Origin of the sequence: Luteolibacter sp. LG18 (genome assembly GCF_036322585.1) — a bacterium.
Taxonomy (GTDB): Bacteria; Verrucomicrobiota; Verrucomicrobiia; order Verrucomicrobiales; family Akkermansiaceae; genus Luteolibacter.
In genome coordinates, this window is record NZ_AP024600.1 from 5,621,542 (window position 1) to 5,643,413 (window position 21,872).

14 protein-coding genes are annotated in these 21,872 nt (G+C 65.7%); 9 read left to right on the forward strand and 5 right to left on the reverse strand.

All coding sequences use genetic code 11. The features are described 5' to 3' along the window. Positions 1-33 precede the first annotated feature (33 nt). Positions 34-4,761: an autotransporter-associated beta strand repeat-containing protein gene (locus tag llg_RS22380; protein ID WP_338287305.1), complete on the reverse strand. Its 4,728-nt coding sequence runs from the start codon at positions 4,759-4,761 to the stop codon at positions 34-36. Positions 4,762-4,904: 143 nt separating this feature from the next. Between llg_RS22380 and llg_RS22385 the strand changes: the two genes are divergently transcribed. Then, a complete protein-coding gene (locus llg_RS22385) occupies positions 4,905-5,447 on the forward strand; it encodes a sigma-70 family RNA polymerase sigma factor (RefSeq protein WP_338287306.1) in 543 nt (180 codons plus the stop codon). Between the two features lie 5 nt (positions 5,448-5,452). Then, a complete protein-coding gene (locus llg_RS22390; protein WP_338287307.1) occupies positions 5,453-7,081 on the forward strand; it encodes a LamG-like jellyroll fold domain-containing protein in 1,629 nt (542 codons plus the stop codon). 8 nt (positions 7,082-7,089) lie between these two features. Here the strand turns inward: llg_RS22390 and llg_RS22395 are convergent, their stop codons facing one another. Further along, a complete protein-coding gene (locus llg_RS22395; protein WP_338287308.1) occupies positions 7,090-7,653 on the reverse strand; it encodes a hypothetical protein in 564 nt (187 codons plus the stop codon). A 21-nt stretch (positions 7,654-7,674) separates the two neighbouring features. After that, positions 7,675-10,263 carry an ATP-dependent helicase HrpB gene (gene hrpB, locus llg_RS22400; protein ID WP_338287310.1) on the reverse strand — a complete coding sequence of 863 codons (2,589 nt, stop codon included), beginning with the start codon at positions 10,261-10,263 and terminating at the stop codon, positions 7,675-7,677. A gap of 179 nt (positions 10,264-10,442) precedes the next feature. Between hrpB and llg_RS22405 the strand changes: the two genes are divergently transcribed. Then, entirely contained in the window at positions 10,443-10,688 is a 246-nt protein-coding gene (locus tag llg_RS22405) for a twin-arginine translocase TatA/TatE family subunit (RefSeq protein ID WP_338287311.1), read from the forward strand. 4 nt (positions 10,689-10,692) lie between these two features. Continuing rightward, a complete protein-coding gene (locus tag llg_RS22410) occupies positions 10,693-11,718 on the forward strand; it encodes an endonuclease/exonuclease/phosphatase family protein (protein ID WP_338287312.1) in 1,026 nt (341 codons plus the stop codon). A gap of 4 nt (positions 11,719-11,722) precedes the next feature. Here the strand turns inward: llg_RS22410 and llg_RS22415 are convergent, their stop codons facing one another. Beyond that, positions 11,723-14,281 carry an autotransporter-associated beta strand repeat-containing protein gene (locus llg_RS22415; protein ID WP_338287313.1) on the reverse strand — a complete coding sequence of 853 codons (2,559 nt, stop codon included), beginning with the start codon at positions 14,279-14,281 and terminating at the stop codon, positions 11,723-11,725. Between the two features lie 157 nt (positions 14,282-14,438). Beyond that, complete coding sequence (locus llg_RS22420) at positions 14,439-16,187, reverse strand: alpha-amylase family glycosyl hydrolase (protein WP_338287315.1); 1,749 nt, start codon at positions 16,185-16,187, stop codon at positions 14,439-14,441. A 283-nt stretch (positions 16,188-16,470) separates the two neighbouring features. On the opposite strand from llg_RS22420, the gene llg_RS22425 reads away from it, so the two are divergent. From llg_RS22425 to llg_RS22445, 5 genes are read left to right on the forward strand one after another with little or no spacing between them, the layout of a single operon-like run. Next, the gene (locus llg_RS22425; protein WP_338287316.1) at positions 16,471-17,454 is read left to right on the forward strand and encodes a MoxR family ATPase; all 984 of its coding nucleotides are present in this window, start codon (positions 16,471-16,473) and stop codon (positions 17,452-17,454) included. Between the two features lie 44 nt (positions 17,455-17,498). Beyond that, a complete protein-coding gene (locus llg_RS22430; RefSeq protein WP_338287317.1) occupies positions 17,499-18,392 on the forward strand; it encodes a DUF58 domain-containing protein in 894 nt (297 codons plus the stop codon). Positions 18,393-18,394: 2 nt separating this feature from the next. Further along, positions 18,395-18,907, forward strand: coding sequence for an LPXTG cell wall anchor domain-containing protein (locus tag llg_RS22435; RefSeq protein ID WP_338287318.1), 513 nt, complete (start codon positions 18,395-18,397; stop codon positions 18,905-18,907). Further along, positions 18,904-19,929, forward strand: coding sequence for a VWA domain-containing protein (locus llg_RS22440; protein WP_338287319.1), 1,026 nt, complete (start codon positions 18,904-18,906; stop codon positions 19,927-19,929). Before llg_RS22435 ends, llg_RS22440 begins: the two co-directional genes overlap by 4 nt. A gap of 1 nt (position 19,930) precedes the next feature. Then, the gene (locus llg_RS22445) at positions 19,931-21,871 is read left to right on the forward strand and encodes a VWA domain-containing protein (protein WP_338287320.1); all 1,941 of its coding nucleotides are present in this window, start codon (positions 19,931-19,933) and stop codon (positions 21,869-21,871) included. Position 21,872: the final 1 nt, after the last annotated feature.

A 21,872-nucleotide genomic window follows, 5' to 3' on the forward strand; every position in this document is an offset into this window, starting at 1 on the left:
AAGAATGTCCCTACTCCTTGCTTCTCCCTCCGATCACGGTCCCACCACGATCCGGTAGAACCATTTCGCCCCGGTCACATTCGTGTCCGAGAAGGTGAGGACCGTGGCAGATCCATCGCTCTGCGAAACCCCGTTCTGGACGCTTCCGACGTCCTGCCAACTGCCGGCCCCGGCCATATTCAGACTCCGCTGGAGCTTGTAGGTGTGACCGGTGTAGGAATTGACCGTGAGGGTGAAGGCCGAACCGGATTTCTGATACGATTTGACCTTCGCTTGGCTGGAATCAATCACGACCCCCTTGTTGACGAGATTGGCGGGCAGGGCGCTGGCACTGGTGAGGAGGTCGAGGACACCGTTGTTGACGAAGTTCCCTTGGGCGCTGAGCTGGCCACCGCCGGTGAAACGCATGACGCCATCGTTCACCACATCCCCCTGGACGTTGATGGTTCCGCTGGCGCAGGTGACCGTGCCGCCGTTGTTGAAGTCGCCCTTGATCGTGCCATTGCCGGAAAGGCTCGATCCCACCGAGATGTTGAGCGCATCGGACGCCAACGTGCCCCCGGCGAGCACCATCGCCGCGCCGGAGTTCACGTTGGTGGCCGCCACGCAGGTCACCGAACCGCTGATCTTCAGCGTGCCCTGCTCGACGGTGGTCCCGCCGTTCCAGGAACAGGTACCGCCGAGGGTCCACGTTCCCGCACCGGTTTTCACGAAGCTGGTGGTCGTGCCGGTGTTCTGTTCCTGGATTGCTCCGGCGAACACCACCTCGCCGGCCACCGCGGTTTTGCCTCCGATCCGGTAGGTGAAATTGCGGCCACCGGTAGCACCGCCCATCAGCTTCGAAAGCGATCCGCCCGCGAGCTCCCCGATTTCAATCGTCGTGCCCGCGCCTTGGGAAAGGGTGCCAATGTAATACGCCGAGACCCGGTCGGCGAGGTTGACCGTGGCCAGAGGAAAGCCGGGGAAGGAATAATTGGTGCCCATCCGGAAATCGCCGCCATCGGCGTCGGTGGTCACGTTGATGACCCCGGTGAAGGCCGACCAATCGCTGAAAAGCGTGGTGCGCACCCACGGTGCCCGGAAGTTGAAAGTACCGCCACCGGTGAGCGTGCCATAGAAATCGCAGCGGGAGTCCGCGTTGACCGTGCCGGTCTGCCCCGCGGGCACGGCGAGGTTCAGCGTCGCGTTGTTGTAGCTGCTCGCGTTGTCATACAGCGTGACCGTCCCGCCATTGAGCGTGACCAGGCCGGTGCCGAGGCCGCCCGCGTTCGCCGTGTCGTTGCCGAGGAAAATGGTGCTGCCGGCGTTGACCGTGGTACCACCGGTGTAGGTGTTTGCACCGGAGATCGTGAGGAGACCGGTGCCGGATTTGACCAAGCTGGCAGCGCCGGTGATCGAACCGGTGCCCCCCAGCGTGTAGGCGGTCGTGGTGTTGTTCACGGTCACGATCCGCGGGGAGACCGCCCCACTGATGTTCACGGTGCCGACTGATGAAGTGTCGTTGAACGTGACGGTGTCGTTGTTGAAAAAGGTGGCGGTGGGACCTCCGGACCAGTTCGAGGTCGATTGCGCGTCCCAGGTCCCGCCGTTGTTGGCACCGGTCCACACCAGCGCGGCGGTGTTGCCGGTGACGGACAGTCGGAGGGTCGTTCCCACCGGTGTCAGGCTGAAGGTCTGCCGCGTCCCGGTCGGCAGGTTGTGGGCGAGCGTCGCCGTGCCGGTGAGCGTGGCGGCACCGGTGATCAGATCGTAGTCACCCGCGGTGAGCACGCCCTCCAGAGGCAGGATCTGGAAGGTCTGCGTGCCGCTCAACGCCAGCGTGCCGCCGTTCATCTGGATTTTGTCGTTCGCTCCCGACGCCGAGCTGGAAAGGTCGATGTAGAGCGTGTTCCCATTCAGGGTCAGCCCGTTGTTCAGCGTCATGGTCGCCCCGGTGAAGGGCACGGTGCCCGGCGACAGGAAAGCACCGGCGGCCGCGGTGACAGCTCCGCCGAAGGTGCCGCCGCCCGCGAGCGTGGTGCCGCTGGCGAGGGACAGCGCATTGGCCAACGAGCCCGCCACGTTCAACGTGCCGCCATTGACCGTGGTCGCCCCCGTGTAGGTGTTCGCGCCGCCGAGGGTGAGCGAGCCGGTGCCGGTTTTCGTGAAGGTGGCGTTGCCGGTGATGGACCCGGCGAAAGTGGTGTTGGTGTTCTTGGCCCCCACCACGTAGGCCACCGTGCCCGCCGCGCCACCCGCGAGGTTCGCTGTGGCGCTGGAGCCTGAGAGAGCGCCGATGTTGAGCGTGTTGCCCCCGGAATTCGTCTGCGGCTGGACGCTGACGCTGCCGCCGATGTCCACCGCCGAGTTGTCGAAGCCATTGAACGAACCACCCACGTAGAAGAGCCGCACACCGCCGCTGTTGGTGAAATTGATGTTTCCCGTGAAGGCCGCGGTGGCGCTGTAGATGTCATTGCGGGTCACCGTGGTTTCGGCCCGGTAATTCAGCGTGCCCGCGCCTGTCCAGGCCCCGGTCATGCTGAAACGGTTGCCCGCCTTGATCGTGGCGCTGCTGCCGGCCGGCACCGTGATCGGCGCGGCCAGAGTGAAGCTGTTACCGGTGGGATAGAGGTTCGCAATGGAGGTGCCATCGAGCATCGTCACCGCCCCTCCCCCCAGGCTGCCGCCCGAGGTGATATTGATCGCCCCTGCCTCCAGCGAACCGCCCGCGGCGTAGGTCTCCGCATTGGCGATGGTCAGCGTCCCGGTGCCGCGCTTCGTCAGCGCTCCCGAGCTGTTGATGCTACCGGACGACAACGTGTAGTTGCCGGTGGCGTTCACCTCCACGGTGCCCGGAGCGAGTGCCCCGGAAAGCGCGACGTTCGGCTGTCCGATGCCGCTTTGGTCGAAGGAAACGCGGTCGCCATCCGAATACACCACCGTGGTGTTGTTCGACGGCCGCAGCCAGTTGGTGGTCGTGGTGGTGTCCCAGGCGCTGCCGGTGGCCTTCCAGATCAGGTTCCGCGGCAAGGCGGTGTTCGCCACCACGATGGCAAAGGTCTGGGTCCAGGTGCTGCCCTGCGAATCGGTCACCGTGAACTCGAAGCGGGCACGACCGGAAGTCCCGGCGGTGGGCGTGAAGGTCGCCTGTGAGTTGCCGGTGCCGCTGAGCGCCACCGTGCCGCCCACCACGTTCGACACCGTGAACGAGGGAGTGGAGGAAAACCCGGCGGTGTATTTGCCGAGGTCGATGGCGAGCGTGGTCGGCGTGTCGCCGCTGAGGTATTTCGCGACCATCCCGTGCGGGATCGCGAGGTAGTGCAGGTACTCCTCCAGGCGGGTGTAACCGGAGGGCGTGCTCGCCGGGAAGAACGTGGTCCCGGTGATGACGCCGCCGCTGTTCGCGAGCGCCGTGGTGTGGTCGTCGACCGCCTTCGACCAACCCAGGGCATCCTCGTAGAAGTCCGGCATGCCGTCCTTGTCGGTATCGACCGGGGCGGCGGTGCTGGACAGGACGCCGAAGCCGCTGTTGCTCGCACCGGTATCGCTTTCGCGCGTGACGTGGAAGGTGGTCTGGCTGGTGAGCTTGTTGAAGAGGATCGTGTCCACCTCGTCGCGCAGGGCTCCGCTGTAGCTGGCATCGAGACGGAGCGCCCCGGCGTTCGAGACGACCTTCTTGTAGGCGGTAAGCGGGTTGTCGGTGGTCACCGCGGCGGTGGATCCCGTGGCGATGCCCGGCAGTTGGTAATAGGCTCCAGCACCCGGCGTCAGGCCCGTGGTTCCCGGCGCGTAAGCGGTGCCCTCGACGATCGAGTATCCCTTGTCGGTGCCATTGAGGAGGCCGTCGCCATCGGTATCGATGTAGTTGCCGCTGAGGAAGACGCTGAAATTCGGCTTGCCGTTGTCGGCCACCGTGCCCTTCACCAGCGCCTTCGAATGGGTGTTCCCCGGCGGCCCGATGAAGTAGTTGTTGATGACATTGGCCGTCCAATTCTGGTTCGACTGCGAGTCGCCCATGATGAAGCCGATGTCCCAGTCGTAAGTGACGTTGTTCACCCACTCGAGCAGCCCGTTCGGACGCGCCTTCGGATTGCGGGTGTGGTTGTGGGCCCACAGGTTGTGGTGGGAGGTGGCGTGGTTCTGGTCCCACAGGCCGCCGCAGGAGTGGCTCTCCAGCCCCCAGGCATTGAGCGAGTACTGGAGCGTCAGGTTCTCCGGCGGGCTGCCGAAGCTGGACATGTTCTCGTCCGTGCTGAACTGCATCGAGACGTGGTCGAGCACGGCATTGAGACAGCCGCTGTCGAGGTCCACGCAGTCGCCGCCGGAGCCGTATTTGCCGTGGCGGAAACGGACGTGGCGGACCACGACGTCATCCCCGGAGATGCGGAAGAAATTGTTGTAGAACCCGATGCCATCCCCCGGCGCGGTCTGGCCGGCGATGGTCACCTTGGAACTCGTCAGGCGGGTCCCGTTCGAGCCGCTGGGCAGGCGGATGTAGCCGCTGACGTCGAACACGATGGTCCGCCCCGCGCTGGGCACCGTGGAAATCGCCTCCGCGAACGACCCCGCCCCGGAGGCGTTCAGATTGGTGACATGGTAGACATCGCCATTCCGGCCACCGGTCGCGTAGGCCCCGTAGCCCTCCGCCCCCGGGAAGGCAGGGATCGCCGCCTGCGCGCGGTCCGGAACCAGCACCAGCGTCCCCCAGGCCGGGGCCAGCAGGGACAGGGCGAATCGCCAGCGGGAACGGCCGGAGCGGACGGACTGGATCAAAAATTGCATGGGTTTACCCGTTCATCGGCGCATGCACTCCAAACTTAGCAGAAAATCTTCAGAACGGGGAAACCGGGTTGGCGGCCCCCCGGCCCGGAAGGAAAATCGAAGATTCTTTGCTAAGTCCCCCGCTTTCCGTGGATAATCGGTAGATGCCGGACGCCCCGTCACCCGAGCAAACCGCCCACGTGCAGGGACAATTCGTCCAGCATCTGCCCGCCCTGCGCGGCTTCGTGCTGTCGCTGGTGAGCAATTTCAGCCTGGTGGACGACGTGGTGCAGGAAACCTTCATCACGGTGACGAGGAAGGCCGGGGACTACGAACCGGGCACCAATTTCCGGGCCTGGGTCTGGACCATCGCGCGCTTCAAGACGCTCCAGTTGATCGAGAAGCACGGCAAATCCGAGGAATGCCTTTCGCCGGAGGTCATCGACACCCTGTGCCAGCATGAATCCGCCGAGGAGTGGCCGATGGAGGAGCTGCTGGGCAAGCTGCCCGGTTGCATGGCAAAGCTGGCCCCGAAGGCCCGGCAGGCGATCGACCTGCGCTACATGCAGGCGATGCGCCCGCCGGAGATCGCCGAGGCGATGCGCTGGACCGTCGATGCCGTGCACGTGGCCCTGGCCCGGGCGCGGGTCACCCTGCGGGATTGCGTCAACGGAGCCATCGCCGCTGATGCCGCGGCCGAACACTGAACGCCATGGACCACGACCGCTTGGAATTCCTGCTGAACCGCTACTTCGACCAAGCGCTCGCGCCTGACGAAAAAGCGGAGTTCGAGGGACTGCTGCTGGCCTCCAGCGAGGCCCGCGACTTGTTCTGGGAGCGGTCGCGGTGGAACAGCGCGATCCGCCAGTGGGCGGAGGAAGAAGGCGGCCGGATCGATCCCGCCGCCGAGCCGCTGCCGGTTCCCCAACCGGCCCGCGGCGTCCTGCGTCCCCTGCCCCGTCGACCGGTGGCGGCACGCCCCGTTTTCCGATCGAAGCCCCGCACTTCCCACGCCGCCACTTGGGCGCTGGCCGCCGCGGCCGCGGTCGTGTTCGGCTTCGTGGGGTGGCAGCATTGGGGGCCGAAGCCGCCCGCGAAGGCAGCGGGCTTCGCGAAGCTCGTTCGCAGCGAGGCAGTCGCGTGGGCGGAGGGCGCGTCCCATTCGGATGGGGACACGCTGCGCGGCGAGGTGCTGGAATTGAAGTCCGGCGTGGTGCAGCTCGATTTCTCCCGCGGGGCGCGGGTGGTGGTCGAAGGCCCCGCCCGTTTCGAGATCCTTTCCGACAACTCGGCGGCTCTGCGCGAGGGCAAGCTCCACGCCACCGTGCCGCCCTCGGCTCACGGCTTCAAGGTCGAGGCCCCCGGGTTCGTGGCGGTGGATTACGGGACGCAGTTCGGCTGCTCCGTCACCCCTATGGGAACGCCCGAGGTGCATGTGTTCGAGGGGGCCGTGGGAGTCGCTGCGAACCAATCCAAGGAGGTGATGCTGAATCAAAACCACGCCGTGCGTCTCGCCGGTCAGGCATGGGATGACATCCCGGCGCGGCCGGATGCCTTCGTCAACGAAACGACTTTCTCCGGCTACGAGGAGGCCAAGCGGCAGCTCGAACAATGGAGTCGCAATCACCACGAACTCAGCAACCTCCCGGGGACGCTGGTGCACTACGATTTCGAAACGCTCGAGGGGGAAAGCCGCGACACGCTGGTCAACCGGGTTCCCCAGGCGCTGCCCGGGACCAACGGCAGCATCACCGGCTGCCATTGGACGGGCGGCCGCTGGCCGGGCAAGCGGGCGCTGGAATTCAACTCGCCGGACGACCGGGTGAGGCTGGCCCTGCCCGGCGACTATCCGGCCATGACTTTCCTCGCCTCCGTGAGGGTGGCCAACACTTTGCTGCGGGTGAACAGCCTCGTTCGCTCCTATGACGAGGAGCGGATCGGCGAGGTCCATTGGTTCATCTCGGACAAGGAAACCATGGCCTGGAGCGTGCGTGTCAGCCCGCGCGGCACGGCAAATCAATTGCAGCACGCCTTCTCCGAGCCGGTGATCCAAGGCGACGCGGTGGGATCGTGGATCCTGCTCGCCACCGTCTACGACGGCCACCAGGTGACCCATTACCTCAACGGCCAGCCGGTCGGCACCGCCGAAGTTGACCAGACAAAATCCGTCAGCCCGAGCCAACTGGACATCGGCAACGGCAACCTCATCCGCGCGCCACGGTCGGAACGCGAGACCGCCACGAATTTCTCCGGCTGCATCGACGAGCTGGCCATCCTGTCCGTGCCGCTTTCAGGCGACGATATCAGGCGGCTTTACGAGCGGAATCGCCAGGCTCAATAAACGAAGACCTACGACACCCACCGTAGGATCGGCGGCAGGGCCTGCATCCAGACCTCGGCCTCGGCGCAGGCGATGACCGCATCCTCGTCCTCGCGGCGCGGAAACAGGTGACGCTCGCGCGCGATGCGGCAGGCCACCGCCACCGCCTTCAGTTCGGAACCGATCGACACCAGGCCGAACATCGTGGCTAGCGCGGTGGCGGCCATCACCACGGCCAATCCCGTGAAAATCGCCAGCTTCGCGACCATCACCGCGAACACCACCGCGACGAGCGTGAACGGCGGCACGCCGAGACCGAAACGACGGGCCGCCTCGCGGGCACGGGCCGCGGGCGGGTCGTCGCGATGCCAGCGTTCCAGGGCAGCCTCGCGGAGCGCACGGCCATGCTCTTCCGCCGTGGCCTCGGCCGGAAGGGCCTTCGGCTCCTCGCCGAAAACCCCGCGCCAGACCTCGACATTCACGCGACCGCGGCGGCCGCCGTAGCCGATGAGGATCCGTTTGCCATACCAGCCGCGGGCCAGGATGGCGCCGGCGATCAGGAGGGCGGCGAGCAGGAAAAGAATGCGTGGCATGGGATCGGGAAGCGCAGGGTTTCACTTCTTGCCGCCGGAAGCCAGCCAAGCCTTCGGGTCATCCGGCCAGGGATGGCGCGGATAGCGGCCCGCCACCTCCTTCTTCATCTGCGCGTAGCCGCCCGCCCAGAAGCTCTTCAGGTCCTTCGTCATCTGCCACGGCTTTTGGCCCGGCGTGAGGATGTGCACCACCAGCGGCACCCGCCCCGCGGCGATGGTCGGGGTTTCCCACACTCCGAAAAGGTGCTGGGCCTTCACCGAGATCCACGGGTCCTTCCCCGGCTCGTAGGTGATCTTCGCGGACTGGCCGCTGGCCAGATTGATGCGCTCCGGTGCGTAGGAATCGAGCGCCGCGCGCTGCGTGCCGCTCAGCCACTCGCGGAGCACCGGCCAAACGGAACGCTCCTTGATGTCCTTGTAAGCCACCGCGCCGTGACAGATCTGAGCGATCGCGGCGGCGCGGTCTTCATCGCCCCAGCCGGGCATCTCGAGCTCCGGCATCCACTTGCCGAGGCCGGACAGGCGGGCGGTCCATTGCTCCACCTGAGCGTCCCAGTTTTTTAGGATCAATTCGCCGGACAAGACGCGGGCGGCGAGAATCTCCGCCGCGGCATCGAGGTTCACATGATGATCGCTCTCCTTCGCCTCGATCACCAGGTCACGGAACTTGGTTTCCTTCCGCGACACCACCCGGCGGCGGGTTTCGTCATACGCCGCGCCATCGGTGAGGGAGAAGTCCTCCGGAAACAGTTCGCGCAGCCATTCCGGGTCGATGCCAGTGGCACGACGGAGATGGACGATGATCTCGCGGGCCTCCACCTCGGTGATCTCCGCCGCCACGAAGGCGGGCGAATGGCGGGCGCAGGAATCGTCGTCGAGCTTGCCCTTGCGGCCGCCGACCATCTTGCAGGCGAGCGTTCCCTGCCCCAGCCGGATGCCGAGGCGGTCGCTGAACGAGGCCAGCATCGCTTTCGCGACGCGCTCGCGGTTGCCGCGGAAATCGATCGCGTTCCACTCCCAGCCCGCGCGCTTGGCGAGGGCGGCGAGGCGATCGAAACCCTGGGCCACCTCGCGGGCGCCGCGGCCATGGATGCCGAGTTGACCACAACGCTGGGGATCGAAGTTCATCGCCTCGGCGGACTCGAAGGCGCGCCACTCACCGGCGAAATCGCTGCCATCCTCGGCGAAGATGAAATCCTTCCGGCCCGCGCTGCCCGGTCGACTGGCGAAAATCCCCTCCCCCTGCACCGCCGCGGCGATGAAGGCGGTTTCAGCGACGCAGCCCTGCTCGGTGCCCGCCAGCATGAGCCGGGAAAAGCGCGGCTCCAGCGGCAGGGCGGCCATTTTCCGGCCTTCGTCCGTGAGCACTCCGTGGACATCGAGCGCCCCGAGGTCGTGGAGCAGATGTTCGGCCCGCTGCAGCGCCTCCTCGGCGGGGGCATCCAGCCAGCGGAAGTCCCGGATCTCCGGAACGCCCGCCGCCTTCAGCAGCAGGACGCACTCGCCGAGATCGACACGCCGGACCTCGGCCGCCTCGAAGGCCTCGCGGCGCGCATGCTCGGCCTCGCTCCACAGCCGCAGGCAGCGGCCCGGCGCGGTGCGGCCCGCGCGACCCGCCCGCTGTTCGGCGGAGGCACGGGAGATCTTCTTGATGTGGAGGGTGTCGATCCCGCGGCGGGGATCGAACGAGGCAACCCGGGCCAGCCCGGAATCGATCACGGTGCGGACGCCATCGATGGTCAGCGAGGTTTCCGCAACATTGGTGGCGACGATGATCTTCGGCCGTGGCCCCGGCGCGATGGCGGCCTCCTGGGCGGCGGGCGGCAGGCTGCTGTAGAGCGGGAAAACGTCCCATCCACGGGTGAACGAACTGTTCTGGAGCGCCTCGATGGTCTTCCGAATCTCGTGGGTGCCCGCCAGGAACATCAGGACGTTCCCCGGATCGGGCATCGCCATCGCCTCCCGGCAGACGGCGGCCATGCGCTCCCACACCGGCGTTTCGCGCGGCGGGCCGCCCCGGCGATCGTGCTGCGGCGCACGCTCCGGCCGGTAAAGAATCTCCACTGGAAAAGTGCGGCCACCGGCTTCCAGCGTCTCCGCAGGCGCGAGGTAATCGGCCAACCCGGCGGTTTCGAGGGTGGCGGACATCACCAACACCTTGAGATCCGGGCGGCGGCCGTCCTGGAGGTCCAGACAGCGGGCCAGCGCCACATCCACCGCCAGACGGCGTTCGTGGAATTCATCGAACACCACCGCGCCGACATCCGAGAGCAGCGGATCGTCCTGGAGCCAGCGCTGGAACACGCCGTCGGTGACGTAGACGATCTTCGTGTCGCGGCCGTAACGGCTGTCGAAGCGGACGGAATAGCCCACCCCGGCCCCGAGCGGCGTGCCGCGGAGCTTCGCCACCCAGCCCGCCAGCAGGCGGGCGGCCATCCGGCGGGGCTCGATCACCACGATCTTCCCGGGGATCCCGGCGTCCGCGATCATCCCGGGCACGGCGGTGGACTTGCCGGAACCGGTGGGGGCCTTCAGCAGAAGCCGGGCGCGGTCCGGCACGGAGACGGCGGAGCGAAGGGCGGCTTCGATTTCGAAAACAGGCAGCGACACAGGCCGGATTTGCCGGAAATGGCGGAAAATCGTAATCGAAAAAGACGCCGATTCCTTTTTCGCTGAACAAAACCGGAATTCCGCGACGGTCCCTCATCGACGGCGGTCATGCGACGGGACCATAAATCCATTGCAAGTCCGCCCCCCGCCACTACGTTTCTTCCCGACCTCAAACCATCATGGGACCGCTCGGCACACCTGAACTGATTCTGATCTTCATCGTCATCCTTCTCCTCTTCGGGGCGAAGAAGCTTCCGGAGCTGGCCCGCGGCATCGGCAAGAGCATGGGCGAATTCAAGAAGGCCCGCGACGATTTCGAGCGCGAGATCACCCGCTCCGCGGATGAAAGCGCCCGCGTGAAGGAAGCTCCGAACAAGGAGCCCCGCCAAGAAGGCGAATACAAGAAGGACGCGACCGACGCCTGATCGGATGTCCCGCAAGGTTTTCCACCACATCAACGCTCCGGGGTTCCTCGGGGCGTTTTTGTTATCCGCCCTGTGCCTGGTTTCCGGCGGGTGTGAACGGAAAGCCACAGGCACGCCGGACTGGAGCGCGGCGGGCGCGACGGAACCCGCCCCGGTGGCCACGCCCCCCGCCCGGGTTCCAGCCCAAGCGGCGGACGCCACCGCCACGGGGCCGCTGCGGTTCGTGTCCTACAATGTCGAGAACTGGCTCGACCGCAGCCGCTACTCCGGAAACCCGGCCACCTCCGGCGGCACCAAGCCCGAGAAGGCGAAGCAAGCGGTGGTGGCCGTGCTGGCCGCGGTGAAGCCGGACATCCTCGGCGTGTGTGAAATCGGCGAGGCCGCGGACCTTTCCGACCTCCAAGCCCGCTTGAAGGCAGCGGGCTGCGACCTGCCGCATGTCCACCACACCGGCGGAATCGATCCGGCCCGGCGGCTGGCGTTGCTGTCCCGGTTTCCGATCACCGCCACCGCGAAGGCGGAAAAGACCACTTACCTCCTCAATGGCCGCACCCACGGCATGCAGCGCGGCATTCTCGACGCCACCGTAAGGGTGAACGGCAAGGACTACCGCTTCCTCGGCGTGCATCTGAAATCCAAGCGCGACGTGCAGGACGGCGACCAGGAACAGATGCGGGCAAGCGAGGCGCATCTGCTGCGCGATCACATCGAGGGGATTCTCGCAGGCCAACCGGAGACCCGGCTGGTGGTCTACGGCGATCTCAACGACACCAAGGCCAGCGCCGTGGTGAAAACGATCCAAGGCTCCGGCAACCGCGCCGATTCGCTGGTGCCGCTGGCACTCAAGGACCACCACGGCGAGGCCTGGACCCAGCATTGGGACTACGAGGACATCTATTCCCGCTTCGATTGGATCCTGGTGAGCAAGACGCTCAAACCCGAGGTCGATGTGAAGGCATCGCGCGTGGTGGACGAACCCGCCTGCGACGACGCCTCCGATCACCGGCCGGTGATGATGGTCCTCGAGTGATCCCTCAGCGGCGGCGGCGCAGGATCACGAGCAATCCGAGACCACCGAGGACGGCGGTGCAGGGCTCGGGAACCGCGGTCCAGTTCAGGGTCACGCCGGTGGTATCGTAGCTGAGTCCCCACGATCCCTCGGCGGCGAAATCACCCGCGCCGGTGGTGACGAGGGTGAAATTACCAGAACCATCGTAGCTACCGGTGCCGCCCACGTTCACCACCTTGAAACTGCGGTTCGCGTCCCAGACGGATGCCGTGTAATCGGTGCCGGAGGCGAGCAGATTGAGGATCGCGCCGGTTTCCAGCGTCAGGGTGCCGCCGGTGACGTCCACGCCGTCGTAGTCCGTGCCACGGGTCGCGAGGGTGTCGCCGCTGAACTGCCAGTCGAGGTTCGATCCGGCCTGGAGGGCGAGGCTGTTGGAAAAGGTGATGATGCCCGGCGAGTTGCCGGGGGCCAGGGTGCCGCCGCTCTGGATGGTGGTGGCCCCGCCGATGGTGCCGCTGCCCCCGAGAGCCGCGCCGTTCTGGATGGTGGTGGTCGTGTTGCCGAGGCTGCCATTCACCACGAAGTTGCCCCCGGAAATGGTGGTCGTGCCGGTGTAGCTGTTGATCCCGCCCAGGGTGGTGGTGCCGGACGCCTGCGAGAAATTCCCGGAGCCACCGAGGCTGGCGGAAATCGTGCCTCCAGTGGAGGTGTAAGAGGAACCGGTGAGCGTGCCGTTCTGGATCGTTCCGCCGCCGAGGGTGACCGCGCCCACCGTTTGCAAGGTGCCACCGAGATCGAGGATGGAGGAGCTGCCGGAAACCGACACCCCGACGGTGGAAGCCCCCAGCGTGCCGGAACCCGAAAGCGCGAGCGTGCCGCCCGAAACCGTGGTGGTGCCGGAATGGGAGTTCGCACCGGAAAGCGTCAGCAGCCCCGAGCCGGTCTTGGTGAGCGAGGCCCCCGCCGCAGCCTCGCTGATGACACCGGACACCGTGCCGGCGCGCCCCGTCCCGATGTCGAAGGCGTGGGTGCCGGTGGCCGCGAGCTTCAGCGCGCTGCTGACGGAGAGATTGGTGGACGCGTCGTAGTTTTTGATCGTGCCATCGTTCCAATTGAACGTGCGGGTGGCGGTGCCGCTACCGTTCTGGATGGTCTGCGCGGCGAGAATGGCGCCGCCGTTCAGGTTGAAGGTGGCGGCCAAGGTCCCCGCGCTCTGCGTCCCCATGGTGAGCGTGCCCACCTTCACGGTGCCGCCGGTGACGGAGAAGGTGGAATTCAGCCCGGTGCCGCCGGAGATGTTCCCGAGATTGATCGCCGTTGCGTCCAGCGTGCCGCCGCCCATGCTGAAGGTGGCGGAATGGGTGCTGCTGCCAGCGGTGCGGCTTCCCACCTGCAAGGTCCCGACCATCGCGTCCAACACACTGGTGGTGGCACCGGTGTAGAGATCCATGCTGCCCGTGCCCGTGCCGCTGTTGGTGCCGTTCGCACCGGTGGCGATGTTGATGTTGGCCCGGTCGGAGTCGGTGCCACCGGTGCCGCGGATCTTCAGCGTGGGGCCGGTGGCCAAGCCGGTGCGGAACTTGAGATTGGCGCTGTCCTTGCTGTTCCCACCGAGGATCGTGATTGTGTTGGCATTGATGGTGGTATTGTTGCCAAGGAGCACCTCGCTGAGACGGGCGTCGCCGCTGGGCGCGCCCACGTTCTGGATCTCAAAGCTGCTGGCGGTGAACTTGGCATTGGCACCCAACGTCATGCGGGCCCCGCGGTTGTTGGCCGTGGCACCTCCATCCACCCTCACCTTGTTGGTGGAACCCTTGTACTCGAAATTCGTCAGCCCCGACATGTCGAGGTGCGAAATGGCATCGCTGGTCGTGCCTTGGCTCCCGCCGCCATTATGGGTGACCACGAGGTCGGACGCGCCATCCACCGTCAAGGTGCCCGTTCCCGTGATCAGGGCCGCGGACGTCTGGCCCGCGCTCGGCCCGTATGAAACGGAAAGGCTTTTGATCGTCTGGCTGGTGGAACCAATGGCCAAGGTGCCGAGCGTGCCGCCGGTGGCCGCCGGACCGCTAAACGACACGCCGGACGATTGGGCGATGGCGTCGTTGACCGTGAGCTGCAAGGTTCCGCCCGCCGTCGTGGAGTTTCCGATGATCGTGGATCCGGTGTAGGTGTTGACTCCGGACAACACGAGGGTGCCGGTCCCGACCTTCGTGAAGCCGGTGGTGCCGTCGATCACCGCGCTGATGGTGGCGGACTTGCCGGTGCCCAGAGCATTGACGGTGATGGTCGGCGTGGTCCCGGCCAGCGTCAGGATGTTGGCCGCGTTGCCATTGTTATCGAGAATCCAGCTGCCGGCGGACGAGGTGGTGGTGTCCCCGAAGATCAGGTTGGTGAGCGTCCGCGCGCCATCGAGGTGGACGGTGTTGTCCGCGGTGATGTTCAGCGTGTTGAAGTTGGCGGTGGAACCCGAACCATCCGCCACTGTCCCGCCCGACCAGTTCGCCGTATCGCTCCACAAGCCCCCCGAGGTCAAGGTGGTCCAGGTGCCATCGGCGGCCCGGGCTTCGAGGGAAAGGCACATGACCACACACAGGGGGAGAAAACGAGACTTCATGGATACCGATGCAGTGCGCTGCGAAATTGCACGCCACCTGCATCCGGATCAAAACCGGCCCTCTCCCAAAATCTGCACAAGCGGGTCTAGCAGATACCCGCCAGACCCGCCCTTCTAAATGCTGTTAGAACGCCAGGATGCGGACCTCGAACGGGGCGAGATCCCCCACCGGCAGACCAAGACCCGGCAGGCTCTGGGTGAAGGCATCGATCTCCAGTGGATGGGACAGCCGCTCGGAGAAATGGATGGACGCGTCTTGGTCCCGGCCGAGCCCGTGGAGGGCATCATAGGGAATGCGGACATGGACGTTCCGCAGCGTCTCGCGGCCATTGAGGTTCGTGATCACCAGGAAGGCCTGGCCGCTGGCCGCATCGTGGCGCAGGAACGCGAACAACCAGTGACCGCTGTAGGACTCGTTGCCGACGCGGCCGAAGTTCGGGTTGTCGCCATTGGCGAAATTCAAGCCGTAGAAGTCACCGGCGGTGAAAGCCGGTTCACCGACCAGCCCGAGCAGATCCGCATACCACTGGCGGAGATCGATCTGGGACGGGGCGAGCCCGCCTTGGCGCATCTTCACCACCTCCGGCATACTGCCGTAGTCGAAGATGCTGGTGCGTCCGTCGCCACCGCCGAAGCCCATGCGCTCGGTCGCCTGTTCCCCGACCTCCTGGCCGTTGTACATCATGATCGGACCGCGGCTCATGCCGAGCAGGATGGCGGACACCGGCTTCCCGACCGGCAGGCCGAGCCCGCCCCAGTGGAGGAAACTGGCGAGGCGGACCTCGTCGTGGTTCTCCGCATAGCGGACGGAATGGTGGAAGTGGGTTTCGAAGGGCAGCGGGTTGAGATCGTTCGCCCAATTCGAGCCGTCGTAGATCCCCTTGAGCACCTTGTAGGGCGGGTGGTCGTAGATGGCGTCGAACCCGGCATCGAGCAGCCCTTGCAGGACGTCCGAGTCGGTGAGCTTCATCGGATCGCTGTCGTAGGCCTCGCCGAAGAAGAAGACATCCGGATCGCGCTCGCGGCAGCGTTTCACCGCCCAACGCCAGAATTCCAACGGGATCATGTGGGACATGTCGGTGCGAAACCCGCTGACGCCGAATTCCTGCCAATGGGACAGGATCGCGTCCATGGTGCGCCAGGTCTTCGGCACCTGGTCGATCGGCGCGTCGATGCCCGGCAGGTGCGAGGTGTTGCGGCCGGTGGTGAAGTCATGACCGTAGTTGAGTTTCACCGTCTCATACCAGTCGTTGATCGAGGGTGCCCAGGAGATGAGATTGTTACCCGTCACCTTGCCCACGAAACGCTCCGGCTCGAACAAGCCGTCGGCCACCGGCAGGCGCAGCGGCGGGCCGCCGCCGGGATCGGTGGGGCGCAGGTAGAAGAAGTGGTTGTCGGTGGCGAAGAACACCGAGGTGTCGTCCCCCGCCCCGAAGGTAAGCTCCGGGCGAACGTCCGAGGCGTAGGTGCGGGCCACGTGGTTCGGCACGAAGTCGATGACCGGCTTCAGGCCGTGGCGGGCACACCGCGCCAGCAGGGTCTTGAATTCATCGAGACGCTTGGTGGGATCGACGGCGTAGTCCGGGCAGACATCGAAGTAATCGCGGATGGCGTAGGGGCTGCCCGCGATGCCCTTGAGGATCGCCGGATCATCGGCCGGGCGGTCCGGATAGGAAGTGCCGGAGGCCTGCTCGAGCACGCCGGTGAGCCAGACGTGGGTGAAACCGGTGGCGGCGAGGTTCGCGAGAGCGGCATCGTCGATGTCGTTGAACTTCCCGCAACCGTTCTGGTCGAGGGTGCCCCCGGGCACGGTGGGACGGGTGTTGCCGAAAAGGCGGACGAAAAGCTGATAGATAACAGGTCGGCGGGACATGACCTATCTAACAAAGCAGGGACAGGGCCAACCGGCAAACCGGATCATGTGGCGATCGCGGAAGATTTGCGGGCCCTCCTCAGGACGACGCCGCCCCCTTTTGTTCGTCGCTCCTGCGTATTTTCCGGCGGCATCCGGCGAAAAGACGCCTTCCGCGCGCAACTTCGCGATTTCCCGCGCGTTCTTGAAACGAGCCGGGGCCTGTGAAACGCTATGGGGTTGGGAAATCTCCTTGCCGGTTCCTGTGCACCGAACAGCATTGCCAAGCTCAGCCTATCATCCGATGACGACCGAAGAATTGCAGGATCAGATCGCCGCGACCAGCGGCTGGCTCCACGCCGTGAAAGATGAAATGGCCCGCGTGCTCGTCGGGCAGGACCGCCTGGTGGACCGCCTGCTGATCGGCCTCCTTTGCAACGGCCACATCCTGCTGGAAGGTGTTCCCGGCCTAGCGAAGACCTTGGCGGTCAAGGCCCTGTCCGGCTCGCTGCACGCCAGCTTCGCCCGCTTCCAGTTCACCCCGGACCTCCTGCCGGCGGACCTGCTGGGTACCATGGTCTACAACCCGCAAGAGGCGACCTTCGCCCCGAAGCTGGGCCCGATTTTCAACAACCTGATCCTGGCGGACGAAATCAACCGTTCCCCCGCCAAGGTCCAGTCCGCCCTGCTGGAAGCCATGCAGGAACGCCAGGTCACGCTGGGCGACCGCACCTACAAGCTCCCCGAGCCGTTCCTGGTGCTGGCCACCCAGAACCCGATCGACCAGGAGGGCACCTACCAGCTCCCGGAAGCGCAGCTCGACCGCTTCCTGCTGAAGGTCACCGTGGGCTACCCGACGAAGGACGAGGAGCTGACCATCCTCGACCGCATGGCGACCTCGGCGCCGACCTATCAGACGAAGTCGGTGGCCACCCCGGAGCAGGTCGGCACCTCCCGCTCGCTGGTGAACCGCGTCTACATCGATTCCTCGGTGCGCGAGTACATCGTCCAGATCATCCACGCCACCCGCTTCCCGCTCACGGTGGACGCGCCGCTGAAGAACCTGATCCGCGCCGGCGCCTCGCCGCGCGGCACGATCAACCTCGCGCTCACCGCCCGCGCCCGCGCCTTCATGCAGGGCCGCGCGTTCGTGACGCCGCAGGATGTGAAGGACATGGTCCACGACGTCCTGCGCCACCGCATCCTCCTCAGCTACGAGGCCGAGGCGGAGGAAACGACCACCGATTCGATCCTCGACCGGATCATCTCGAAGGTGCCGGTGCCCTGAGCAAAACCCCGCTTTCCGGAGTCCAGAATCCAGACAGACAGGACATGCTGACGGACGCCCAGATCGAGGAAATGATGTCGCGCGTGCGGAAGCTCGAGCTGAAGGCCCGCAGGCTCGTGCGCGAATCGTTCTCCGGCGAATACCACTCGTCCTTCAAGGGACAGGGGCTCGATTTCGACGACTTCCGTGAGTACCAGCACGGCGACGAGGTGCGCTTCATCGACTGGAACGTGACCGCGCGGATGAACCAGCCGTTCATCCGCAAGTTCCGCGAGGAGCGCGAGCTGGCACTGGTGCTGGCGGTCGATGTCTCCGGATCGGCGGACTACGGCAGCGTGGGCCTGAGCAAGCGCGAGTTGGCGGCGGAAGCCGCGGCGATCCTCGGATTCAGCGCCTTGCAGAACGGCGACAAGGTCGGGCTGCTGGTGTTCGCGAAGGAACCGATCCTGTTCGTGCCACCGGGCAAGGGCACCCGCCACCTGCTGCGGCTGGTGCGTGAGATCCTGATCGCCCGGCCGGCGCAACCCGGCACCTCGGTGGCCGAAGCCTGCGATTTCCTGGTGCGGACCCTACGTCGGAAGTCGCTGGTGTTCATGATTTCCGATTTCCAGGACGACCCGATCGAAAAGCCGCTCGGCAAGCTGGCGCGCAAGCATGAGACGCTGGCACTGCGGGTGTCCGATCCGCTCGAATCCGAACTGCCGAAGGCGGGCCGCGTGGTGATGATTGATCCGGAAACCGGGCTCGGCCTTCAGGTGAACACCAACAGCGAACGGGTGCGCCGGGAATACGCCGAGCTGACCCGCCGCCAACGCGAGCAGGTCTCCGCGGTGTTCAAGAAGCACGGCATCGACGTGGCCGAGCTGGACACGCGGACCGACTCCCTGCCCGCCCTCCACAAGCTCTTGAAGAAGCGCAGCCGCAAACGCACGGCCTGACCATGGACGCGAAACCGTCATTCGAGCTCCGTCCCCCGCCCTCTCCGGAAAAGCTGCTGCCCTCCGGGGGCACCGGCATTCCACCATGGCAGATCGCCCTGGCCGGCACCGCGCTGCTGTTGCTGGTAGCGATCTTCGTGCTGGTGTTCCGCAAGAAGAAGCCGCTCGACGAAATCTCCATCCGCAAGCGCGCCTACCGCGATGCCCTGCGATCGCTGGACGAGGCCCGCCCGACCGGCAGCCGCGAGGCGGCCACCCTCTCCTCCTTCATCCTGCGCCGCTACCTGGCGGTGGTGGCGAGGGATCCCTCGCTTTACGAAACCCACGAGGAATTCGTGGGTCGGCATGACGTGCTCGCGAGCTTGTCCCCGGAAACCCGCGAGCAAACCGTGGCGGGCTTCGGCCATCTCGCGTCCTTGAAATACGGCAAGGAAACCCGGGCCGGAGAAGGTGCTCCCGTGATCGAGTCCTCCCGCACGCTGCTCGAAACCCTCAACCGCGCGCTGGCGGCATGACCAACCTGCTCGAACATTTCCGATTCGCCCAATGGCAGTGGCTGCTGCTCCTGCTGCCGTGCCTGCTGCTGCTCGTGCTGCGGCGTGGCCGCGGTGCCTCGGCGGCGATTTCCTTCCCGAACGTGCCGGTGCTCGCCGCCCTGGGTTCGAAGGTCCGCCAGGGAGCTTGGAACATCGGCCTCCCGCTCGCCTGGATCGCCCTCGCCGCGGCCATCGTGGCCCTGGCCCGGCCGGTGTGGCGGAACGAGTATCAGAGCCGCAGTGCCAGCGGCATCGACATTGTCATCGCCTTCGACCTCTCGCTGTCGATGGAGATCGATGACTTCATCAAGGAGGACGGCACCCCCTTGCAGCGCATCGATGCCGCGAAGTCGGTGGTGAAGGATTTCATTTCCGGCCGTCCGGACGACCGCATGGGCCTGGTGGTATTCGCCGGCAAGCCCTACAAGGTCAGCCCGATCACGCTCGACCACCAGTGGCTTCTCAATGGCTTGGCCAAGCTCAGCCTCGGCGGGCCGAACAGCCCGGAACCCGGCACGGTGACCGAGCAAGGCACCGCGATCGGCTCGGCCCTCGCCGCTTCCGCGCTGCGGCTGGATGCCCGCGACGCGAAGAGCAAGGTAATCATCCTGGTGACGGACGGTGCGAACAACTCCGGCAAAATCGCGCCGCTGGAGGCCGCCGAACACGCCAAGACCCTCGGTATCAAGATCTACACCGTGGCCATCGGCACCAAGGAGGGCCGCGTGGCGGGCAACGTCCAACGCTTCCCACGCCAGGAATTCGACCTGCCCACCCTCCAGAAAATCGCGGAGATGACCGGCGGCGAACACTACTACGCACAGACCTTCACGAAGCTGAAAAACGACTTCAAGACCATCGACCGCCTCGAAAAAACGGAGGCCAAGTCGCTGACCGTGGTCGATGATACCGAGTTGTTCCCGTGGGCTGTCGGGGCGGCCACCATGCTGGCGCTGCTCTCGGCAGTGATCCTGGCCCTCAACCCGCCGCTTTCCTCCTGACATGAGCCTCGCCCACCCCCAATGGCTGTTCCTGCTCGCATTGATCCCGGTGCTCGGGATCGTGGCGCTGCTGACCGCACGGCTGCGGAGCCAACGCTGGCAGGCGTTCGTGGCGAACCGGCTGCGCCCCGCCTTGCTGCGGAAGACGGCGGTTTTCGGCCGCTGGCTGTCGCTGCTGTTCCTGCTGGTGGCGCTCGCCCTCCTGGTTGTCTCGCTGGCCCAGCCACGCGGGGATGCCGGCACGAAGTCCGAGACGGTGAAGGGCCGGAACATCCTCTTTGCGCTGGACCTCTCCCGCAGCATGCGGGTCACGGACGTGAAGCCGGACCGCCTCTCGCAGGGCAAGGCGATCATCTACGAGATGATGGAGGCGATGCCGAACGACCGAATGGGCCTCGTCGGCTTCGCGGGCAAGCCCTACCTCTTCGCCCCGCTCACCGTGGACCACGGCGCAGTGAAGGAAACGGTGGAGCAACTCGATGAAACGTGGATTCCCACCGGCGGATCGGACGTGGTGGGAGCACTGAAGTTTTCCATCGAAACGCTCAAGAAAACCGGCGTGCAGAACAACGCGCTGGTGTTCATCAGCGATGGCGAGAAACACGACGGTTCGCTCGACGCGGTGCTGGCCGAAGCCGAGAAGGCGGGCGTCTACATCTTCACCGTGGGGGTGGGTACCGAAAACGGCGCCTACGTGCCACAGACCGGCATGCCCGACGACAAGTTCCGCGACCGCGGCGGTCGCACGGTCCTGAGCCAGATGCACCCCGAGATCCTCAAGCAGATTGCGGACGGCACGAAAGGCCGCTTCGTCGTCGCAGGCTCCGGCGTGGACATCCCCGCCTTGGCGGAAACGGCGCTGGCGGGCATCGACCAGTTCGAGCTCCAAGGCCGTGAAAAGAAGGTCGTGATCGAGTTCTATCAATGGCCCCTCGGGATCGCGATCGTCTCCCTGATCATCTCCATCCTGACCGCCACCCGCTGGCGTCCGATCGCCGCACGCACGGCGGTGGCCGCCACCATGGCCGGCACTATCTCGACTTCCGGGGCCGCCACCCCGCAGGACGCGACGGCCTCGCTCGCCGGCGGGCATTTCGATGAAGCCCGGCAGCATTTCCACGATCTGGCGGAAGGCTCGAAGCGGGAGGAAGACGCGTCCCGCTACCGCCTCGGCGAGGCGGAGGCTTCCTACAAGGCGGGCGAATACCGCAAGGCGGCGGAGGCTTACAGCCGCGCGCTGATGTCCGACAACAAGGCGGTCGAACGGAACGCCCACCTCGGAGCCGGAGCCTCTCTTTTCCACCTCGGTTGGCAATCGCTGGGCAGCGGCGAATCCTATCCGGACCCGGCTCCGGAGGACACCAAGGCCTTCGACGACCTGGTGAAAGCGAAGCTCAAAGAGCTGGCGGAGAAGGAAGTGCCCGATGGTGGCGAAACCGAAAGCTTCACGTTCTTCAACGCGCTGATCGTCAACTGGACCGACGCCGTCCGCCATTTCAACTCCGCGCTCAAGTTGTCCCCCGGCGACAAGGATGCCTCCCAGAACCGCGCCCTGACGGTGCGCTATCTGGAACGGCTGGAGGAACTGCTCAAGGAGCAGTCCGAGGAATCCCAACAGCAGATCCCCCAGGATCAAGGGCAGGGACAAGGCCAGCCGCAGGAGCAGGAAGGCGAGGGCGAAGGCAAGGGCCAGCCGAACGAAAACGGCCAAGGCGGCGAAAAGGACGACAAGGGCCCGAACGGCGACAAGGACCAGAAGGACAAAGGTCCGAACGGCGACAAGGAGCAGGACAAGGGCAAAGGCAAGGGCGACAAGAAGGATCGCCCGGGCGAGACCCCACAGGAGCGCGCCAAGCGCCTGCTGGAGGAGAACGAGGACATGCAGAAAGGTCCGCTCGCTCCCGGCCGCAGAGAGTTTCAAATTCCCGAAAAAGACTGGTGAC